This window comes from Pseudomonas sp. PDM16 (assembly GCF_014851865.1).
In the GTDB taxonomy this organism is placed as follows: Bacteria; Pseudomonadota; Gammaproteobacteria; order Pseudomonadales; family Pseudomonadaceae; genus Aquipseudomonas.
In genome coordinates, this window is sequence record NZ_JACVAM010000004.1 from 59,812 (window position 1) to 73,282 (window position 13,471).

The following is a 13,471-nucleotide window of genomic DNA, read 5'->3' on the forward strand; positions in this document are numbered from 1 at the left end:
AGAATGGTGGCCGCCCGTGGGCGGCGGGTGTTACGCGGCGGCGAGGTGCTTCTGCAGGGCGAAGTAGACACGGGCACAGGCCTCGGTATCGATGCGGGCACGGTGGCCGCCGACCATCTGCTCACCGGTGAAGTGCAGGTAGGCCTCGCCGAGGTTCGGCGTCTTGAACTGGTTGCGGAAGCGCGAGCGCTTCATGGCTTCGGTCGGGGGTAGCTGGCAGATCGGTTTGGTGTTGATCGCCGTGCAGTAGTTGGCGCCGGCGCGAAACTCGTTCGCTGCGTCCAGACCGCGGTAGCGCATCAGGGCGATGCGCAGGATGCGGTCGTCGAAGCTGCAGTTGTGTGCCACGCGCAGGCCGGCGCGCTCATGGATGGCCATGAAGCCGTCCAGGGCATCTGACTCGGGGATGCCCAGGTCCATTGCCATTTCGGTGGTGATGCCGTGAATAGCGGCAACCTCGTCTGGGATCACCCAGCCATCGGGCCGAACAATAGCCTCGAAGCTGTCGACCAGCTCACCGTCCGGGGTGTAGAGCAGGGCGGCGATATCGACGAGGTGCGGCTGGCAAGGGTCGTTGCTGGGCGTGCTGTACGCCGGCAGGCCGGTGGTTTCGGTGTCGAAGAAAGCGAGGAGGGTAGGCTGATTCATTTGGTACTCCGTTGTGCCGGCAGGCGGATTCCATGCCGTGCGATGAATTGCTCGAATGCCACTGGGCCCAGGCCCAGTTTTTTGCGGATGCGGTCGCCGGGCATGCGTGCGTTGGCCAGGGCCTGGGCACGCTTCGCCAACTCGTCGTCGCGCTTTTTCAGCTCGCGACGGCTGCAGCCGCTGATGCGGGAGGTGGTGCGGGGGCGGTCGCGCAGGCTGCCGGTGGGCTCCGGCTTGCGGTCGGTGATCTTCAGTTGCTCGACCGCGCCGCCGCCTGCCAGGTAGGCAGCGGTCAGGCAGGCCAGCGCTTGGCGCTCAGCCTCCCGAGCTGCGGCACTCGGGAGGTTCAAGGTAGTGAGGTGGTGCATGCTCACCTCACGCCGCAGCGGCGACGGGTGCCGCGATCTGGCCGCCTTCGACCCACACTTGCTGGATGCCTTCAGGGACTTTCGACATAGCCGCGGCCATGGTGCCGGCCAGAATCGCGCTATCAATCTCGCCAGCGCGGGCCAGGTTGCGGAGCAGCATCAGGATCTGAGGCCGCGCCGAGGGCTGCAGCACGTCGAAGCGGTCGAGGGCGACCAGGCGCAGGCCAGACAGTCGAGCAATGGCGACGGCCGAAAGCGCGTCGCAGCGCCATTGTTCGGACTCGCTCAGCAGGCCGTACTGGCGCCCGCCGTAGGTGATCTCGCCGTCATCGGTGACCGTTACCTGCGACCACTTCGCCGACTCAGACATGCTGGAGAGCATGCTGTTGATCGGCGTGAGTGCCTCTTTCAGGATGTCGCCCGGGATGCCGTCCGGAGCCAGAGCCTTGGCGATCTGGTCCCAGGCGTTGACCAGGGCATGATGCGCGGCGGCCTTCTTGATCAGCTCCTCACGGCCAGTGCTGAGCGCCAGGGCATCCTGCAGTGCCTGATAGGCGGCGTTGGCGCTGTCGCGCTCCTGGCGGATGCTGGCGATGGTCTCCTCGGCATTGGCGATGGCTTCCGGCGAGGGTAGGGAGGCGGCGTCAGCCTCCATTTCGGCGACTCGCGTGGCGGCCTGTTCCGAATCGGTGACGTCGCGCTGGCTATTGATGACGGCGCGTTGTGCACTCTCCAGATAGCCGCTGTATTCCTGCAACCGCTTGCCGGCTTCCGGGTCGGCAATCAGCTCCGGTGGCACGTAGGCCACGACGGCGCCATCACGCAGCTCGACCAGTCCCTGGCAGTGCGGGCAGGCGAGCGGATCATGGGCCGGCTCGCCCGAGGCGGCGCGCTCGGCTTCTGCCACCTTCGGGGTCCACTCGTCGACGCGGGCTTGGTCGGCGGCCAGCTTCTCGCGTCGACGTGACAGCAGGCCGGCCGTCACCTTCAGTTGATCCAGTGACTGCTGCCGCTGCTCAGCTGCTTGGGCGTGGGCCTTGTGAGCGCCAAGCAACTGGTTGGCCTCGTCCAGATCGTTCTGCAGGGCGTCGACGCGCTCCTTCGCCTCGTCGATCTGCTCTTGGGTGACGGATACCTGTACCGCATCCGGCTCCCAGTTCTCGGCCTTCTCGCTGCCGTAAACCTCGCCGGTGATGGACTTCCAGGCGCCGCGCTCCTCGCTGGCGTAGTTCTTGGCCTGGTCGACCGCAGCCGGGAAGCCAGCACGCATCATCGGCTTGATCTTCTCGACCAAGGTGGCGTCGGCTCCACGCTCGAGCAGTCGCTTGGCTACCTCGTTCGGGCTGGCAGTGGCGCCGGCCAGGTCGAACAGGGCCCGGCGGCGTTCTTTGCTGTCGATGCTGGTGAAGCGCTGCGCATCCAGCACGAATGGCAGGTAAGGCGCGTCCAGCAGCGGCGCTGTGTTGCCCTTCGGCAGCATCACCCAAGAGGCCTGTTCTTCGTTGGCCTCGTCGACCCAGGCTACGTGGGCTTCGCCTTTCTTCTGGCCTTCGGTGACCAGCTGGGCCATGTCCTTCTTCAGCTTCACGCGGCGCGGTGTGCCGGTGAAAGCCATGCTGATGGCATCGAGTAGCGAGGACTTGCCAGCGCCGTTGCCGCCGGAGACCAGCAGCACAGGCTCAGAAACAACAAGGGCCGCATTACGCAGCCCTTGGAAGTTGGTGACGTTGATAGATGCGATGCGCATGGCGATCACTCCATTTTGAGGTCCAGGTCATCCAGTGCAACGGCGACCCGGTAGGTGTTGTTGGTGGCTACTTCGGCCTCGCTCTGCAGCACGATCGTGCCGTCGTCGAGCATGCGGATTAGTAGGCCCTGGGCGGCGGCCTGGTCGATGGCCAGGCGGTGCTGCAGATAGGCCTGGGTGACTTCGGGCTCTGCCTTGGCCAGAAGTGCCTGCACGTCGCTGTAGCTGTAGGTGCCGTACTTCGCCGGGTGAGAGCCGGCGGGGGTGGCTTCTTCGCCAACTGCCGGAGCGGTGGCCAGAACGTGGCGGGTACCGTGTTCGTCGGCCGGGCCGACGACCTTCGCGGCCTCCATCGCTTCAAGCATGCGGGCGGCGCGGTTGTAGCCAACCTTCAGTTCGCGCTGTATCGCGCTGACCGTAGGCCGGCGCTCGCGGACAACAAACTGGACGGCTTCGGGGTAGAGCGGGTCCTGCTCGCCCGGGCCGGTCTCGGCTTCGGCGTTGGCCACATCGTCTTCGAACTCGCCGCCTTGGTTGAGCAGCTCGCCTTGGTCGGGATCGGGTACCACCTCGTCCATACCGCCCAGGTGATCGGCGGCGTTGGCTACCACCAGCAAGCAGACCTTGCCCTGGCTGTCGATCAGGTCGTGGCGCTGCGGGTCCAGCTGGTTGATCTTGAAGGTGGCTTTGATACCGTCCTTGATCGCGACGGACTCCAGAATGCCGCTGATGGTCGGGTTACCGCCGGCGGCGAGCAGCTTCACTGCCTGGGTGACGGTGTACTTGATGGAGCTGGTGAAGCGCTCAATCACGGCCGCTTGCTTCTTCTCGTTCAGCTTCGGCCAGACGTCGGGGAGGGCGCGCACTTCCTGCAGGAGCACCTGCAGCAGATCGCGGCCCATCGTTTCGCTGGCCAGTTGAATCGGGCTCAGCTTGGCGGGCAGGGTTTCTTCCTCGGCGGCGTCATTGGCCGGGGCTTCGGGCTGTTCCAAGGTATCCACCACTTGCTCGGCAATCTGCTGCGCGGCTTGCGGCTCGGTCTGGGTTTCGGTTTGTACTGCTGCTGCTTGTGTCATCGGTGGGTCTCACTTGTTGGCGATGCGGTCGAGGTTTTCCAGCTGGGAGTCGCTCAGGTACATGTCGCCCTGCCAGCGCTGGTAGTTGGCGCTGACGTCGGCGGTGAACCGGCATTCCCAATCGGAGGAGGCGTTGAGCTCGGCCGCCGCCAGGAGCGAGGTGAACTCGTCCAGGCGGCGGAACTGCTCGGAGACGGTGCGGGCGGCCATGGGCGCTTAGCTCATGTCCAGTTCTTCGGTTTCACCTGGCTGCGGGTCGGCCTTCTGCTGGCTGGTGGCCGGCTTCGTTTCCTGCTGCTCGCCCTGCGGTTGCTGCTCGGCACCTGCAGGCTCCGCGTCGATGATTTCGCCGGTGTCGGTGTTCACGTTGGCGGGGGCGCCATCGTCTTCGTCATGGATCGCCGGCGGCTGCGGTTCGCTGTTGCGTAGATCGTCCATGTTCACCGGCACTACAACGCCCTGGATGTCGGTGTCGCGCGGCTCGATGTAGTCCTCGATCTCCTCGCGAGTCTGCAGACCCATCAGCAGTTCTGGGGCGTACAGGCGACCCAGCAGGCTGGCGGCGCGGTAGCGGAGCATGATTTCCGGCATGGTCAGCCACTTGCTGCCGTTCTTCGTCAGCCAGCCTTCGTCGATGGCCATCTGGATGGATACCAGCGGGCCATCCAGGCGGTCGCCGGTCTCTTTCTCGATTACCCAGGCACGGCACGTCTGGTGCCGCACCTTGGCCTTGCGCTGCTCCTCAACCTTTTGCTTGTTCTTCCATGTGGTGGCTGAGTAGGTGATCTCCACTTCTTTGCCCGCCTCGCTGATGTCAAAGCGAAGTGGGCTGAAGCGGCCGCAGCTGTTGATGGACGCGATGATGAACTGGCTGGACCAGCTCGGGCGCCCTTCGATCACGTACAAGTTCTGCATGACCATGAGGGGGTCAGCGCCCATACGCTGCGCCATGTTCAGCGCGACGATGCAGTTCGGAAGCCCCGCACCGTTTGGGGTATGGCCGACCACTTTGCCGAACTCCTTCACCTCGGCGAAGGCGCGGTATTGCACTGGCACCAGAGTGGACGAGCTCAGCGCTTTTGCTACTCGCTGGAGCTGGTCGAAGCCCTGGCCGGTGAGAAGGGACATTGGCGCATCGGTCTTCTGCGCGACAGCGCTGCTCTGCAGCTGAGTCAGCTGAGTGGGTTGGTTGCTCATGTGGAGCGTCTCCTGGGTGGTCAGTCGTGATAGGGGCAGGTCGCCCAGCGCGGGCAGTACCTGGGGCTGCAGAGGTTGCTCTGCGGGTTCGGGGGGAAGAGGCCGGTGCGGAACATGTCCGCCGCGAACGCGATCAGGCCGGGGTGGTTCTCGTTGCCGACCATCAGTTCGCGGGCGCCGATGATTTCGCCGGTAGCGGCCTCGGCCTTGCCCTTGGTCTTGAGCCCGATGATTTCGGCCGGCGCCGTGCAGCGTTGGCCGGTGGTGTGCTCATAGAGGAGCTCGTAGGTGCCGATCTGCGGCTTGTGGCCCTTGGTCTTGGCCACGCCGTCAGCGGTCACCGCTGCGGTGCCCGTCTTCACGTCAGCGATGCCGACGCCTTCGCCGTAGCGCCGAATGCGGGCCCGGTCGAGCGTGCCGGTCAGCCTGACGATCTGGCCGCCGCCGCACTGGATCTCCAACGGCACCGTCTCCAGCTCCACGGCCACGAACTCGTAGCGCGGGCTGATTTCGGTGCAGTAGCGAATATGCAGGGCCAAGCCGGTGGCCTCAGCCTCGCGCAGGCTGATATCGGAGCCACGCCAGTCGACGTCGAAATCCGGTTGCCGCAGGGTCTGGACCAGCACGTCGGCAGCGTCATCCGGTGACACGTCCTGGCCAGCGATGCGCGCAGCGTCGAAGACGGCCGTGCCGGCGTGGATGGCTGTTCCCAGCAGGGCGCGGGGGCTGCTCGGCGATTTGATCTTGAGAAGGTGCACACCCTCCCACTTGAACGCACAGTCGAACAGCGAGCCCCAGGACGAGGCCCGCACGGTGGTGATGGTGTTCATGGCTGGTCTCAGGTCGCGGTGATGTAGTCGGCAAGGCTGAGAGCGACGACGTAGGCGGTGAAGAGGAGCAGGGCGCTGCCGAAGCTGCGCCAGAGGAGAGAGCGCCGGACGCGCTGCCGGCTGGTCATGGCGTGCACGCTGTAGCGGCGAGGCTGGAGACCAGGGCGTCCAGCAGGCTCGGCTCGCCGGAGAACAGCACCATGCCGATCAGGAAGCACAGGTAGAACGCGGCGTTATCCACGACGCACTTCCCGCAGCATCTTCCCGTCGGCGATGACCTGGGCCACCGTCGTGTAGCCGAGGTCGGCCAGTAGGCGAACTGCCTGGCGGATCTGGGCAGGGGTCATGCTGCACCCCTCAACTCGGCGTCCAGATCGTCCAGGGCATCCAGATGCTCTTCGAGCTTGCGCATGCGGCGTAGGGCTTCCAACTCGGTGAATTCGGCGCGTTGTCGATCGATTCGGCCGGCGATTTTCATCAGCGCCAGAGCCCTGACCGTGTCATCGCCGGTGATGAATGCCAGAGCCAGCTCGCGAAGGTGGTCGCGGTCGTAGTTGTCAGCTACGTGCTCGGCATACTGGTCAATGGTTTCAGGGTCCAGGCTGTCGAGCGCGGCATGCACCAGCTGCTCGAGAGTTTGAAATGTTTGCATGAGCTACCTCGCTGGTGATTTCCGCCGGCAGCACAACTCCCTCACGACAGCCTCTTGGTGCGCGATTGGGTGCTGGCGGGTTGGTCTGGCTGACCAGGGTCAATGAAGGCGCGGGGAGGGCATGACGCCGCTGCGGTTGCTGGTGTTATCCTCGCCCACAGGCCAGCGCAAAGCTGGCAGGCGGCTTTCAGTGATTTCTTGGCTTTTAAAGGAGTAGAAGTTGAGCGTTGGCAGCGACAATCTTCATCAATGTGCTCATTGCGCCGGTAGCGGCACCTGTAGCTCAGCCGGGGGTGACAGCTGTGCTGTTTGCATCCGAAAGAACGAGCTGAGGAAAGGGCGGCAGTACTCCGGTCTCGCATGTGGTGTCTGCGGCGGACTGGGGAAAACAGACTCTATGACCTATCGCCTCACGAACCGCGCTCAGCCAGTGTTATCAATTGTCCTAGTGCTGTCCGCGATAGCTATGGTTGGGCTCTTTGGTATCGCGAGAAGCCCTTACTTCCACGAGATAATGGCCTTCTGTACAACTTTGATCGGTGGCGTTACGGGCTACTACTTCTCGGCCAGCAGGTTGCCGAATTCAGGGTTGTAGATCGTGAATATTCATCGACTTGCTGTGACAGCTTTCTAAGGTAAGTAATGGCCAACATTCAGGATCTGATCAGACTTTCCGCAGAGTTTTTCCAGCGCCATTGGGATCATGCTTCGGGGCAGTCTGAGCCCGAATGGAAGCATGGCTGGTCGTGGAAGGGATCTTTGCCTCATTACGAGAAAGGCGGGGTTTACGCTCTCTTCGATACCGGTGGCGAGGTGGTCTATATCGGCCTCGGCGCATCCAAAGGAGGCGGCCGCTACATTGATCGAGGCATCTCTAGGAGGCTGATCAATCATGTAGTAATGCGGGACCCGAGCAAGGGGAAAGATCATTACATGCCGAAGCCGAATTGGCTGGAAGTCAACAGTATTGGGGCAATTGGCTTTCCGCGAGAGTCGGCATACCTCGCTCTAGCCCTTGAAGCCTTCCTCATTGGAGAGCTCAACCCTCCCCGAAATCGCCAGAAGCGCATAGCCGCTGTTTCGCAGCCCGTATCGCTCTAGTCCGACTTCATCATTAGATGAAAAAAGCCCCGTGGTTAGCGGGGCAAAGGGTCGCTGATGGGAAAGTGATGCGGGGAAGCGCATCGGAGAACGACCTGGCCAGCGGCTGGACACCCATGCCGCACCGCCAGCCGGGTCGCTCTCCGATACGCCCTCTCAGGTGAATCGGGGTCGAATGCCGAGGTGACCAGCCCCTTGCAGGTAGGGCAGCTCCAAGCTGCCCGGGCGGCGCCCCCGAACCGACTAGGCGGGGGGAACTGGGGTCAGGCGCTCTTCTTCTGCGCCTGGATGCGGTCGAAGATCTCTTCGCGGTGGACCGGGACGTCCTTCGGCGCTTCGATGCCGATGCGGACCTGATTGCCCTTGATGCCGAGGACTTGGACGCGGACGACTTGTTCGCCCTCGCCAATGACCAGGGTTTCGGAAATACGACGGGTGAGTAGCAGCATGGTGAATCTCCTTTTCGGTGATGAAGCTCCTGGCAGCGTTGCGCTGCGCAGGTAGGTATAGCTCAGGTTTCAAGAGGAGGGAGCTTTCTTACCTCCTGGCTGAATTGTCCGGGGTGCAGCACACTCGGCGGCTTAGGCGGCGGTCGAGGAGGAATGCGTTGGAGAGGCTCAAGAAGATGGCCAGCAGGGTGGCCGCATCAGCCAATCGCATTACCAACTTCCCTGTGCTGCTGGTGATGAAGGCCCTTTCGGCTTCCGGTATCACCAGAGCGATTACCAGGCTCGCCACGAAAGCTATTCGCACGGATCGCCTGATGCGTGCCTCGGTTCTCTTGGTTTCGGTTGAGCTGGTGTTTTTCGGCATTGTTCTGTTCCTGATGGCTCTTGGATTCAGCCGCATCAATGGCTCGCTTGAGTTGGCCGCCCATGCACTCAGGATGCTTCTGCTATTCCTAACAGCCGGGTCAGTCCTGTTGTTCCGATACACCAAGGTGAAGCGCCGACACAGCCATGGGGATGCCCTTCGGGCCCTGGCTAGAGATAGGCGGAAATCCCACCTGGGCTGACTTCCCGGATGCCCCTGTCTCCAAGGGCATCGAGGAAATCGGTGTTGCGTGCCCCCGTTACTCGCCACGGTGGGCTTGGCGATCACTTATCAGCGCTCCCATCTGGCCCCCAGTAGCGGCCGGTCTTAGGCCCTGAGAGTCCATGGGGGAGCGGAGCAGCTCGCGATCCGTGGCGCGCTTTCGAAGAGGGAGCGCGGAACACGAACGGTCGAGCCGGCCGGTAACCAGAGCCGGGCATGGGCTGGGGCTCACCCAGCGATCAGCAGTCATGTTTAACCTCCATCGCTCAGGTGCGATGCACTGCGCCTGTCGGGACTGCGGAGGGAGTCTGAATTCTTAAAGAGCGGCGGCCTTTCGGCCTGGCTCAGGTCGCCCCAAGCTTGGGCGAATTTAAGCGCGCTGAAATTATCGAGTCAAGCAGGCTTAAGTAAGTATTTAAGTGCGCTGAATTTATCAGGCGAAAAAAAGCCCGCTCAAATGGCGGGCAAGTTCGTTGTTGCGTGGTCAGTAAGCGCGGGGAGCGAGCCAGGCCAGGTGCACGGATCCGTCCTCACGATGAGTCATCGTCACTGTTTCCTCTTCACCGATCTGCTCCAGCAGCAGCGCCCAGTCCTCCTCTAGCTCATCCTCCATCCGATGGATGTTGTCCTGACGCTCAAGCTGAGCGCGGGGCGACATGATCTGTCGCTGGATCCGGCGCGCCAGGAGCTCGAAGGAAGAAGGGGGGAGTACTGCTACTGCTTTGCGTGCCATTCAACGGCCCTCCTTTGCTGTATGAATATACAGTATCTCGTGACGAGCTTCGCAAATTCAAGCCGCGTCGGCGGAGGAGAGCTGTGGCGGGGCGTCGCATAGGGCTAGAGCCTAAGCGGCTCTAGATTAGGTCTTGGGAGCAATAGAGGTCGGATACTTAGTTCGGCAAACTCGGGCCAGTATCTGCAGGGCATTATTGGTGCGGGCGCTATCCATCTTTTCGACCATGCATTCCTCCCACGTCTTGGGAGGCGCGGCCTGTACCAGCAAAACCGCCACCACTCCAGTCAAAAAGCCGCCGATGAAGGCCCAGAGGAGCTTTCGATTCATAGTGTTCCTCTAGGCGCTTTCATGTCGACAATTCGGCCGATGACGTCCCACTCGTCATCCATTTCGACCTGGCGAAAGTCTTTGTTTAACGGGACCAGGTACTCGCGCCCGCCATCATAGATGTACTGCTTGAATGTGGTTTCGCCGTCACGGTGCTTAGCAATGTAGAACTTGCCGCTGACCAGCTCGAAGCCTTCCGGCCGGATCAAAATCGGCGTGCCCTCGGGAAAGCTTGGCGGGGTAGGAGAGGTCATGGACGGACCTTTCACGATCAGCCAATAGCCGTGCAACCCAGCATTTTCAGTGGATGTAAGCCATTCTTCGGCGACGCCGGGAGCGAAGTTGTCAGGGGAGTGTGCCCGTTCGCCGGCGATAACCCAACTGATGACTGGATACTCCTTCGATGCTCGAGACGGCTGGAGCATCGGCGCGAGGTTAGTATCCTCTTGGAGCAGACGTTCCGGTCCGGTGCCGGTAGCAAGCCACTCCGGGTTAAATCCTGTGGCCCTCCCTAGGGCAAACACACTCTCGGCTTTTAGGGCCTTTGTCTCGCCAGTGATCCACTGCGTTACGGCGGACGGTTTCACACCGCACTCTGCTGCGATCTCGCCTTTCTTCTTCCCACTGAGCTCGATAGCTCTACGAATTCTTTCGCTCTGGTTCATGCCTGTGAGACCGGGACTTGGACAGGCCTCTAGGTTAAGGAAACTTAATTTAAGCGTGCGCAATTCATGGCCCCTTGTTGCGAGCGGAAATTAAGTGTGCTGAAATTCACGCATTCCCAATGAGGAAACAGCGATGAAGACGAAACAAGCAGCCGACCACTTCGGTTCGAAGAAGAAGCTGGCTGCAGCCCTGGGTATCAGCCCGAGCGCCATCACCATGTGGGGTGAGGACGTTCCAGAGCTTCGGCAGTATCAGATCGAGCAACTCACTAAGGGCAAGGTCAAGCGGCAGTCTGCCGCCCAGCCCCAGGTTGAGCCAGACCAGCAGTTGGCGTCGTGACGCCAGCGCCATTTCCCTACGCGCCAGGCCAGCTAACCGCTCGCCTGGCGCTGCTGCATTCCCCATCCCCAACCCCCGAGGAATCCCCATGGTGAAACTCCGTGAAGACCGCCGCCGGAAGGCGGAGGGCACCCACATGACCGAGACGATCAAGGTCCGTGTGTGCGAGGCCGACCGCGACGAGCTGATCGCAGCGTCGAGACTGTCCCACGCCGAAAACCTGACCGGCTACGCGCGCGACTGCATGTTCATCGGTCACCGCCTGCAGCAGGGCGGCCAGCAGGAGCAGATCCTGGCGGCGCTTCTGGTGCAGCAGCGTGCCCATGTGCTGGCGGCGTTGTTCCGTGGTGAGCAGCTCGATGCCGAGCAGATCGGTGAACTACTGGCCTCGCTCGCTCAGCAGAACCTGGCTGCGAGTGTCGGCGAACTGAAAACGGCCTGACAGGGCCTCGTACAGGAGGGGAACACGATGTTCTCGAACCAAGTGTGTGACGTGGCACTGAGCAAGCTCAGCGACACCGAGCGGCAGGCGCTGCAGCAAGAGGCGGCCCGACGTGGCTGCACTCCGCAGCAGGCCCTGATGGCAGTGGCGCTGGAGAACCTGCAGCAGCAGCTCTACTCGCTGGCCCTGGGCGGCCGCCGTTTGGAGCTGGTGAAAGGCTGATAGCTGAGCGTGGCCCTCCGCCGGTACCGGGAGGGCAGCGCTTTACTCGGGGCGGTGTTCGCCCCTGCTGGGGAGACTCATGGATCACATCGACAACGCGCTTATCCGCTACCAGCCGGCCGGAGCCATCGGCCTGGACCTGGGGTGGTGAATGCCCGCGTACCAGATCAACGAGGACGAGCGCGAAGCGTTGCGAGGCCTGCCGATGCTGGCCCGCGAAATCTACGTGTTCGGACTCCGCCCGTTCATGGACTACGCCAGCGGCGTGGTAGGCGTGAAACGGGGTGTTTCTTGGAAGTCCATCGCCGAGGAGCTCTATGTCGAGCCGCACCAGGGAATCAAGGGTGGCGAGCCCTCCGAGAAGGAGCTGCGCCGCGCTCTGGCCTGGCTGCAGAAGGTAGGACTACTAGGCCCTAACCAGGCTGAGAGGCGCCTTGTTTTCGAGCTTCCGCTGGCTGCACGGGATCAATCCGTCCGAAAAAAAGTGGGCAGTAAGTGGGCAGATGAAGCGGGCAGGCAAGCGGGCAGTCCGCAGCCCAGTAACGACGGGGACTTGCTGAAAGAAGAGGGCGGGAAAGTGGGAGGGGGTGAAACCGGAAAAGTGGGCACACCTCCGGTATCCGGTCTTCCTACTCCTCCTCCTGCGCCAATCGACGGCCGATTCCCGATGCATGACGGCTGGGAGCCAACCCCCAGGGGGTGGAAAGCCACCTGCGTTCGTAACGCTGTCAGGCAGCCACTCACCGAAGAAGACCTGCGGGAGTTCCGAAGCTACTGGATCAACCGCCCTGACAAGTACCAATCCCAAGGCCAGTGGGAGCACGAACTGGCTCAACGACTCATCACCAAGGTGCGCTATGCCGAATCCAACCGACAACAAAGCCAAGGCGGGCGTGATAGCGGACAAGGTAGTCTCGAAGATGAATTGCTCAACACCAGCTGGGCAGAGCGCCTCGTCATCCCTGACGACTGAGGCGAAGCAGCAGCGCAAGCAGATGCTCAGCGAGCGTGCGAATACGCTGTTCGCCGAAATGCACTCGCTGAAGCCATTCGCGTTCCGCAAGGCATGGCCCACCGAGCAGCGCGTAAACATCGCCAAGGCTCAGTACCTGGCTGTCCGAGAGTTTCGCCAGCTCAGCGAGGCGCAATTCAAGTTCGGCCTAGACCGTCTGCGCGCCACCATGGTCTGGCTAACTGCTCCCGCCGAGTTCCTCGAGCTGTGCCGCAATCCGGATCCCGAAGCAATAGGCGCCCCGTCCCTGGACGAGGCCTACGCCCAGGTGCTGCGCTACGAAACCGCGCCGGCCGATCTGCGCAACCTATCCGTGATGCACCCAGCCACCTACTGGGCATGGCGGCAGCTCAATCACCCGGTGTGGCGCAAGCTCCCAGCAGCTCGGCACGAAACCGCCTTTGCCAGCGCCTACAAGCGCGCGATGAAGGCCGTTCTGGCGGGGGAGCACTTCCCAGCACCACCGAAGCTTCTGGTGGGGAAGGGAGGCGGTCTGTGCGCCGAGGTCGCTGCTGTCGACGCCACCCAGGAGCAGCGCCTGCAGGAGCGCATGCTGCAGCAGGGCATTCCCGGTGGGGCAGATGCTCGGCAGCACCTGCTGGCTTCGCTGGGAATCAAGCGGGAGGCGAAGCATGTCTGACAACCGCCCCGTCGAGTTCACCGTACCAGGCGAGCCCCAGGGCAAGGGGCGCCCGCGTATCGGCCGTGTAGGACTGCATGCGCGCATGTTCACGCCAGCCAAGACTCTGGCCTACGAGGGCCTCGTAGCGTTCGCCGCTCAGGAAGCCATGGAAGGCCGCGAGCTGATCACCGGCCCGGCGTTCATCGAGCTGGAGATCCTGCATGGCGTGCCGCAATCCATGTCGAAAAAGCGGAAGGCGCTCGCCCTGGCAGGCGATATCAAGCCGATGAAGAAGCCCGACACCGACAACGTGCTCAAGGCCATCTGCGACGGCTGTAACGGCGTTGTATGGCGCGACGACGTGCAGAACACCGACGGCGCCTACCGTCGTCGCTACTCCGAAACCCCAGGCGTGAAGGTCCGCATCATCCCCATCTACAACGGCGAGTAA

20 protein-coding genes are annotated in these 13,471 nt (G+C 62.5%); 8 read left to right on the top strand and 12 right to left on the bottom strand.

The features are described 5' to 3' along the window. Positions 1-30: 30 nt before the first annotated feature. From IB234_RS15125 to IB234_RS15160, 8 genes are all read right to left on the bottom strand, one after another. A complete protein-coding gene (locus IB234_RS15125) occupies positions 31-648 on the bottom strand; it encodes a 3'-5' exonuclease (RefSeq protein ID WP_192319299.1) in 618 nt (205 codons plus the stop codon). Further along, positions 645-1,016 (bottom strand): hypothetical protein, encoded by a 372-nt coding sequence (locus tag IB234_RS15130; RefSeq protein ID WP_192319302.1) that lies wholly within the window; start codon positions 1,014-1,016, stop codon positions 645-647. The genes IB234_RS15125 and IB234_RS15130 overlap by 4 nt, the downstream gene beginning before the upstream one ends. Before the next feature lie 7 nt (positions 1,017-1,023). Beyond that, a complete protein-coding gene (locus tag IB234_RS15135) occupies positions 1,024-2,763 on the bottom strand; it encodes an AAA family ATPase (RefSeq protein WP_192319304.1) in 1,740 nt (579 codons plus the stop codon). Positions 2,764-2,768: 5 nt separating this feature from the next. Continuing rightward, positions 2,769-3,839, bottom strand: a complete 1,071-nt coding sequence (locus IB234_RS15140; protein WP_192319306.1) for a DNA translocase FtsK — start codon at positions 3,837-3,839, stop codon at positions 2,769-2,771. A 9-nt stretch (positions 3,840-3,848) separates the two neighbouring features. After that, positions 3,849-4,049, bottom strand: a complete 201-nt coding sequence (locus IB234_RS15145) for a hypothetical protein (RefSeq protein ID WP_192319308.1) — start codon at positions 4,047-4,049, stop codon at positions 3,849-3,851. 6 nt (positions 4,050-4,055) lie between these two features. Then, positions 4,056-5,036, bottom strand: coding sequence for a hypothetical protein (locus IB234_RS15150; protein ID WP_192319310.1), 981 nt, complete (start codon positions 5,034-5,036; stop codon positions 4,056-4,058). Positions 5,037-5,056: 20 nt separating this feature from the next. Beyond that, complete coding sequence (locus tag IB234_RS15155; protein ID WP_192319312.1) at positions 5,057-5,866, bottom strand: RecB family exonuclease; 810 nt, start codon at positions 5,864-5,866, stop codon at positions 5,057-5,059. A gap of 343 nt (positions 5,867-6,209) precedes the next feature. Then, positions 6,210-6,518 carry a hypothetical protein gene (locus tag IB234_RS15160; protein ID WP_192319314.1) on the bottom strand — a complete coding sequence of 103 codons (309 nt, stop codon included), beginning with the start codon at positions 6,516-6,518 and terminating at the stop codon, positions 6,210-6,212. Between the two features lie 642 nt (positions 6,519-7,160). Here IB234_RS15160 and IB234_RS15165 point away from each other — a divergent pair. After that, positions 7,161-7,619, top strand: coding sequence for a GIY-YIG nuclease family protein (locus IB234_RS15165; protein ID WP_192319316.1), 459 nt, complete (start codon positions 7,161-7,163; stop codon positions 7,617-7,619). A 263-nt stretch (positions 7,620-7,882) separates the two neighbouring features. Here the strand turns inward: IB234_RS15165 and csrA are convergent, their stop codons facing one another. Next, positions 7,883-8,068, bottom strand: coding sequence for a carbon storage regulator CsrA (gene csrA, locus IB234_RS15170; protein WP_192319318.1), 186 nt, complete (start codon positions 8,066-8,068; stop codon positions 7,883-7,885). Positions 8,069-8,226: 158 nt separating this feature from the next. On the opposite strand from csrA, the gene IB234_RS15175 reads away from it, so the two are divergent. Continuing rightward, positions 8,227-8,634, top strand: coding sequence for a hypothetical protein (locus IB234_RS15175; protein ID WP_192319320.1), 408 nt, complete (start codon positions 8,227-8,229; stop codon positions 8,632-8,634). Positions 8,635-9,138: 504 nt separating this feature from the next. Here the strand turns inward: IB234_RS15175 and IB234_RS15180 are convergent. From IB234_RS15180 to IB234_RS15190, 3 genes are all read right to left on the bottom strand, one after another. After that, the gene (locus tag IB234_RS15180; RefSeq protein ID WP_192319322.1) at positions 9,139-9,387 is read right to left on the bottom strand and encodes a DUF1654 domain-containing protein; all 249 of its coding nucleotides are present in this window, start codon (positions 9,385-9,387) and stop codon (positions 9,139-9,141) included. Positions 9,388-9,513: 126 nt separating this feature from the next. Next, on the bottom strand, positions 9,514-9,717 hold the full coding sequence (locus tag IB234_RS15185; protein ID WP_192319324.1) for a hypothetical protein: 204 nt from the start codon (positions 9,715-9,717) through the stop codon (positions 9,514-9,516). Then, the gene (locus IB234_RS15190; protein WP_192319326.1) at positions 9,714-10,382 is read right to left on the bottom strand and encodes a LexA family protein; all 669 of its coding nucleotides are present in this window, start codon (positions 10,380-10,382) and stop codon (positions 9,714-9,716) included. The genes IB234_RS15185 and IB234_RS15190 overlap by 4 nt, the downstream gene beginning before the upstream one ends. A gap of 133 nt (positions 10,383-10,515) precedes the next feature. On the opposite strand from IB234_RS15190, the gene IB234_RS15195 reads away from it, so the two are divergent. The 6 genes from IB234_RS15195 (at position 10,516) to IB234_RS15220 (ending at position 13,471) form a co-directional block, all read left to right on the top strand. Further along, positions 10,516-10,722, top strand: coding sequence for a Cro/CI family transcriptional regulator (locus IB234_RS15195; protein WP_192319328.1), 207 nt, complete (start codon positions 10,516-10,518; stop codon positions 10,720-10,722). A gap of 88 nt (positions 10,723-10,810) precedes the next feature. Continuing rightward, the gene (locus tag IB234_RS15200) at positions 10,811-11,164 is read left to right on the top strand and encodes a hypothetical protein (RefSeq protein ID WP_192319330.1); all 354 of its coding nucleotides are present in this window, start codon (positions 10,811-10,813) and stop codon (positions 11,162-11,164) included. A 27-nt stretch (positions 11,165-11,191) separates the two neighbouring features. Beyond that, positions 11,192-11,386 (top strand): hypothetical protein, encoded by a 195-nt coding sequence (locus IB234_RS15205; RefSeq protein WP_192319332.1) that lies wholly within the window; start codon positions 11,192-11,194, stop codon positions 11,384-11,386. 151 nt (positions 11,387-11,537) lie between these two features. Then, a complete protein-coding gene (locus IB234_RS15210; protein ID WP_192319334.1) occupies positions 11,538-12,359 on the top strand; it encodes a DnaT-like ssDNA-binding domain-containing protein in 822 nt (273 codons plus the stop codon). A gap of 22 nt (positions 12,360-12,381) precedes the next feature. Further along, positions 12,382-13,038: a replication protein P gene (locus tag IB234_RS15215; RefSeq protein WP_192319337.1), complete on the top strand. Its 657-nt coding sequence runs from the start codon at positions 12,382-12,384 to the stop codon at positions 13,036-13,038. Continuing rightward, the gene (locus IB234_RS15220) at positions 13,031-13,471 is read left to right on the top strand and encodes a RusA family crossover junction endodeoxyribonuclease (protein ID WP_192319339.1); all 441 of its coding nucleotides are present in this window, start codon (positions 13,031-13,033) and stop codon (positions 13,469-13,471) included. The genes IB234_RS15215 and IB234_RS15220 overlap by 8 nt, the downstream gene beginning before the upstream one ends.

Bases quoted from the DNA above. Each gene is read 5' to 3' on its own strand.
- IB234_RS15125 (WP_192319299.1), bottom strand. From the start codon at position 648: ATGAATCAGCCTACCCTCCTCGCTTTCTTCGACACCGAAACCACCGGC.
- IB234_RS15130 (WP_192319302.1), bottom strand. From the start codon at position 1,016: ATGCACCACCTCACTACCTTGAACCTCCCGAGTGCCGCAGCTCGGGAG.
- IB234_RS15135 (WP_192319304.1), bottom strand. From the start codon at position 2,763: ATGCGCATCGCATCTATCAACGTCACCAACTTCCAAGGGCTGCGTAAT.
- IB234_RS15140 (WP_192319306.1), bottom strand. From the start codon at position 3,839: ATGACACAAGCAGCAGCAGTACAAACCGAAACCCAGACCGAGCCGCAA.
- IB234_RS15145 (WP_192319308.1), bottom strand. From the start codon at position 4,049: ATGGCCGCCCGCACCGTCTCCGAGCAGTTCCGCCGCCTGGACGAGTTC.
- IB234_RS15150 (WP_192319310.1), bottom strand. From the start codon at position 5,036: ATGAGCAACCAACCCACTCAGCTGACTCAGCTGCAGAGCAGCGCTGTC.
- IB234_RS15155 (WP_192319312.1), bottom strand. From the start codon at position 5,866: ATGAACACCATCACCACCGTGCGGGCCTCGTCCTGGGGCTCGCTGTTC.
- IB234_RS15160 (WP_192319314.1), bottom strand. From the start codon at position 6,518: ATGCAAACATTTCAAACTCTCGAGCAGCTGGTGCATGCCGCGCTCGAC.
- IB234_RS15165 (WP_192319316.1), top strand. From the start codon at position 7,161: ATGGCCAACATTCAGGATCTGATCAGACTTTCCGCAGAGTTTTTCCAG.
- csrA (WP_192319318.1), bottom strand. From the start codon at position 8,068: ATGCTGCTACTCACCCGTCGTATTTCCGAAACCCTGGTCATTGGCGAG.
- IB234_RS15180 (WP_192319322.1), bottom strand. From the start codon at position 9,387: ATGGCACGCAAAGCAGTAGCAGTACTCCCCCCTTCTTCCTTCGAGCTC.
- IB234_RS15185 (WP_192319324.1), bottom strand. From the start codon at position 9,717: ATGAATCGAAAGCTCCTCTGGGCCTTCATCGGCGGCTTTTTGACTGGA.
- IB234_RS15190 (WP_192319326.1), bottom strand. From the start codon at position 10,382: ATGAACCAGAGCGAAAGAATTCGTAGAGCTATCGAGCTCAGTGGGAAG.
- IB234_RS15195 (WP_192319328.1), top strand. From the start codon at position 10,516: ATGAAGACGAAACAAGCAGCCGACCACTTCGGTTCGAAGAAGAAGCTG.
- IB234_RS15200 (WP_192319330.1), top strand. From the start codon at position 10,811: ATGGTGAAACTCCGTGAAGACCGCCGCCGGAAGGCGGAGGGCACCCAC.
- IB234_RS15205 (WP_192319332.1), top strand. From the start codon at position 11,192: ATGTTCTCGAACCAAGTGTGTGACGTGGCACTGAGCAAGCTCAGCGAC.
- IB234_RS15210 (WP_192319334.1), top strand. From the start codon at position 11,538: ATGCCCGCGTACCAGATCAACGAGGACGAGCGCGAAGCGTTGCGAGGC.
- IB234_RS15215 (WP_192319337.1), top strand. From the start codon at position 12,382: ATGCTCAGCGAGCGTGCGAATACGCTGTTCGCCGAAATGCACTCGCTG.
- IB234_RS15220 (WP_192319339.1), top strand. From the start codon at position 13,031: ATGTCTGACAACCGCCCCGTCGAGTTCACCGTACCAGGCGAGCCCCAG.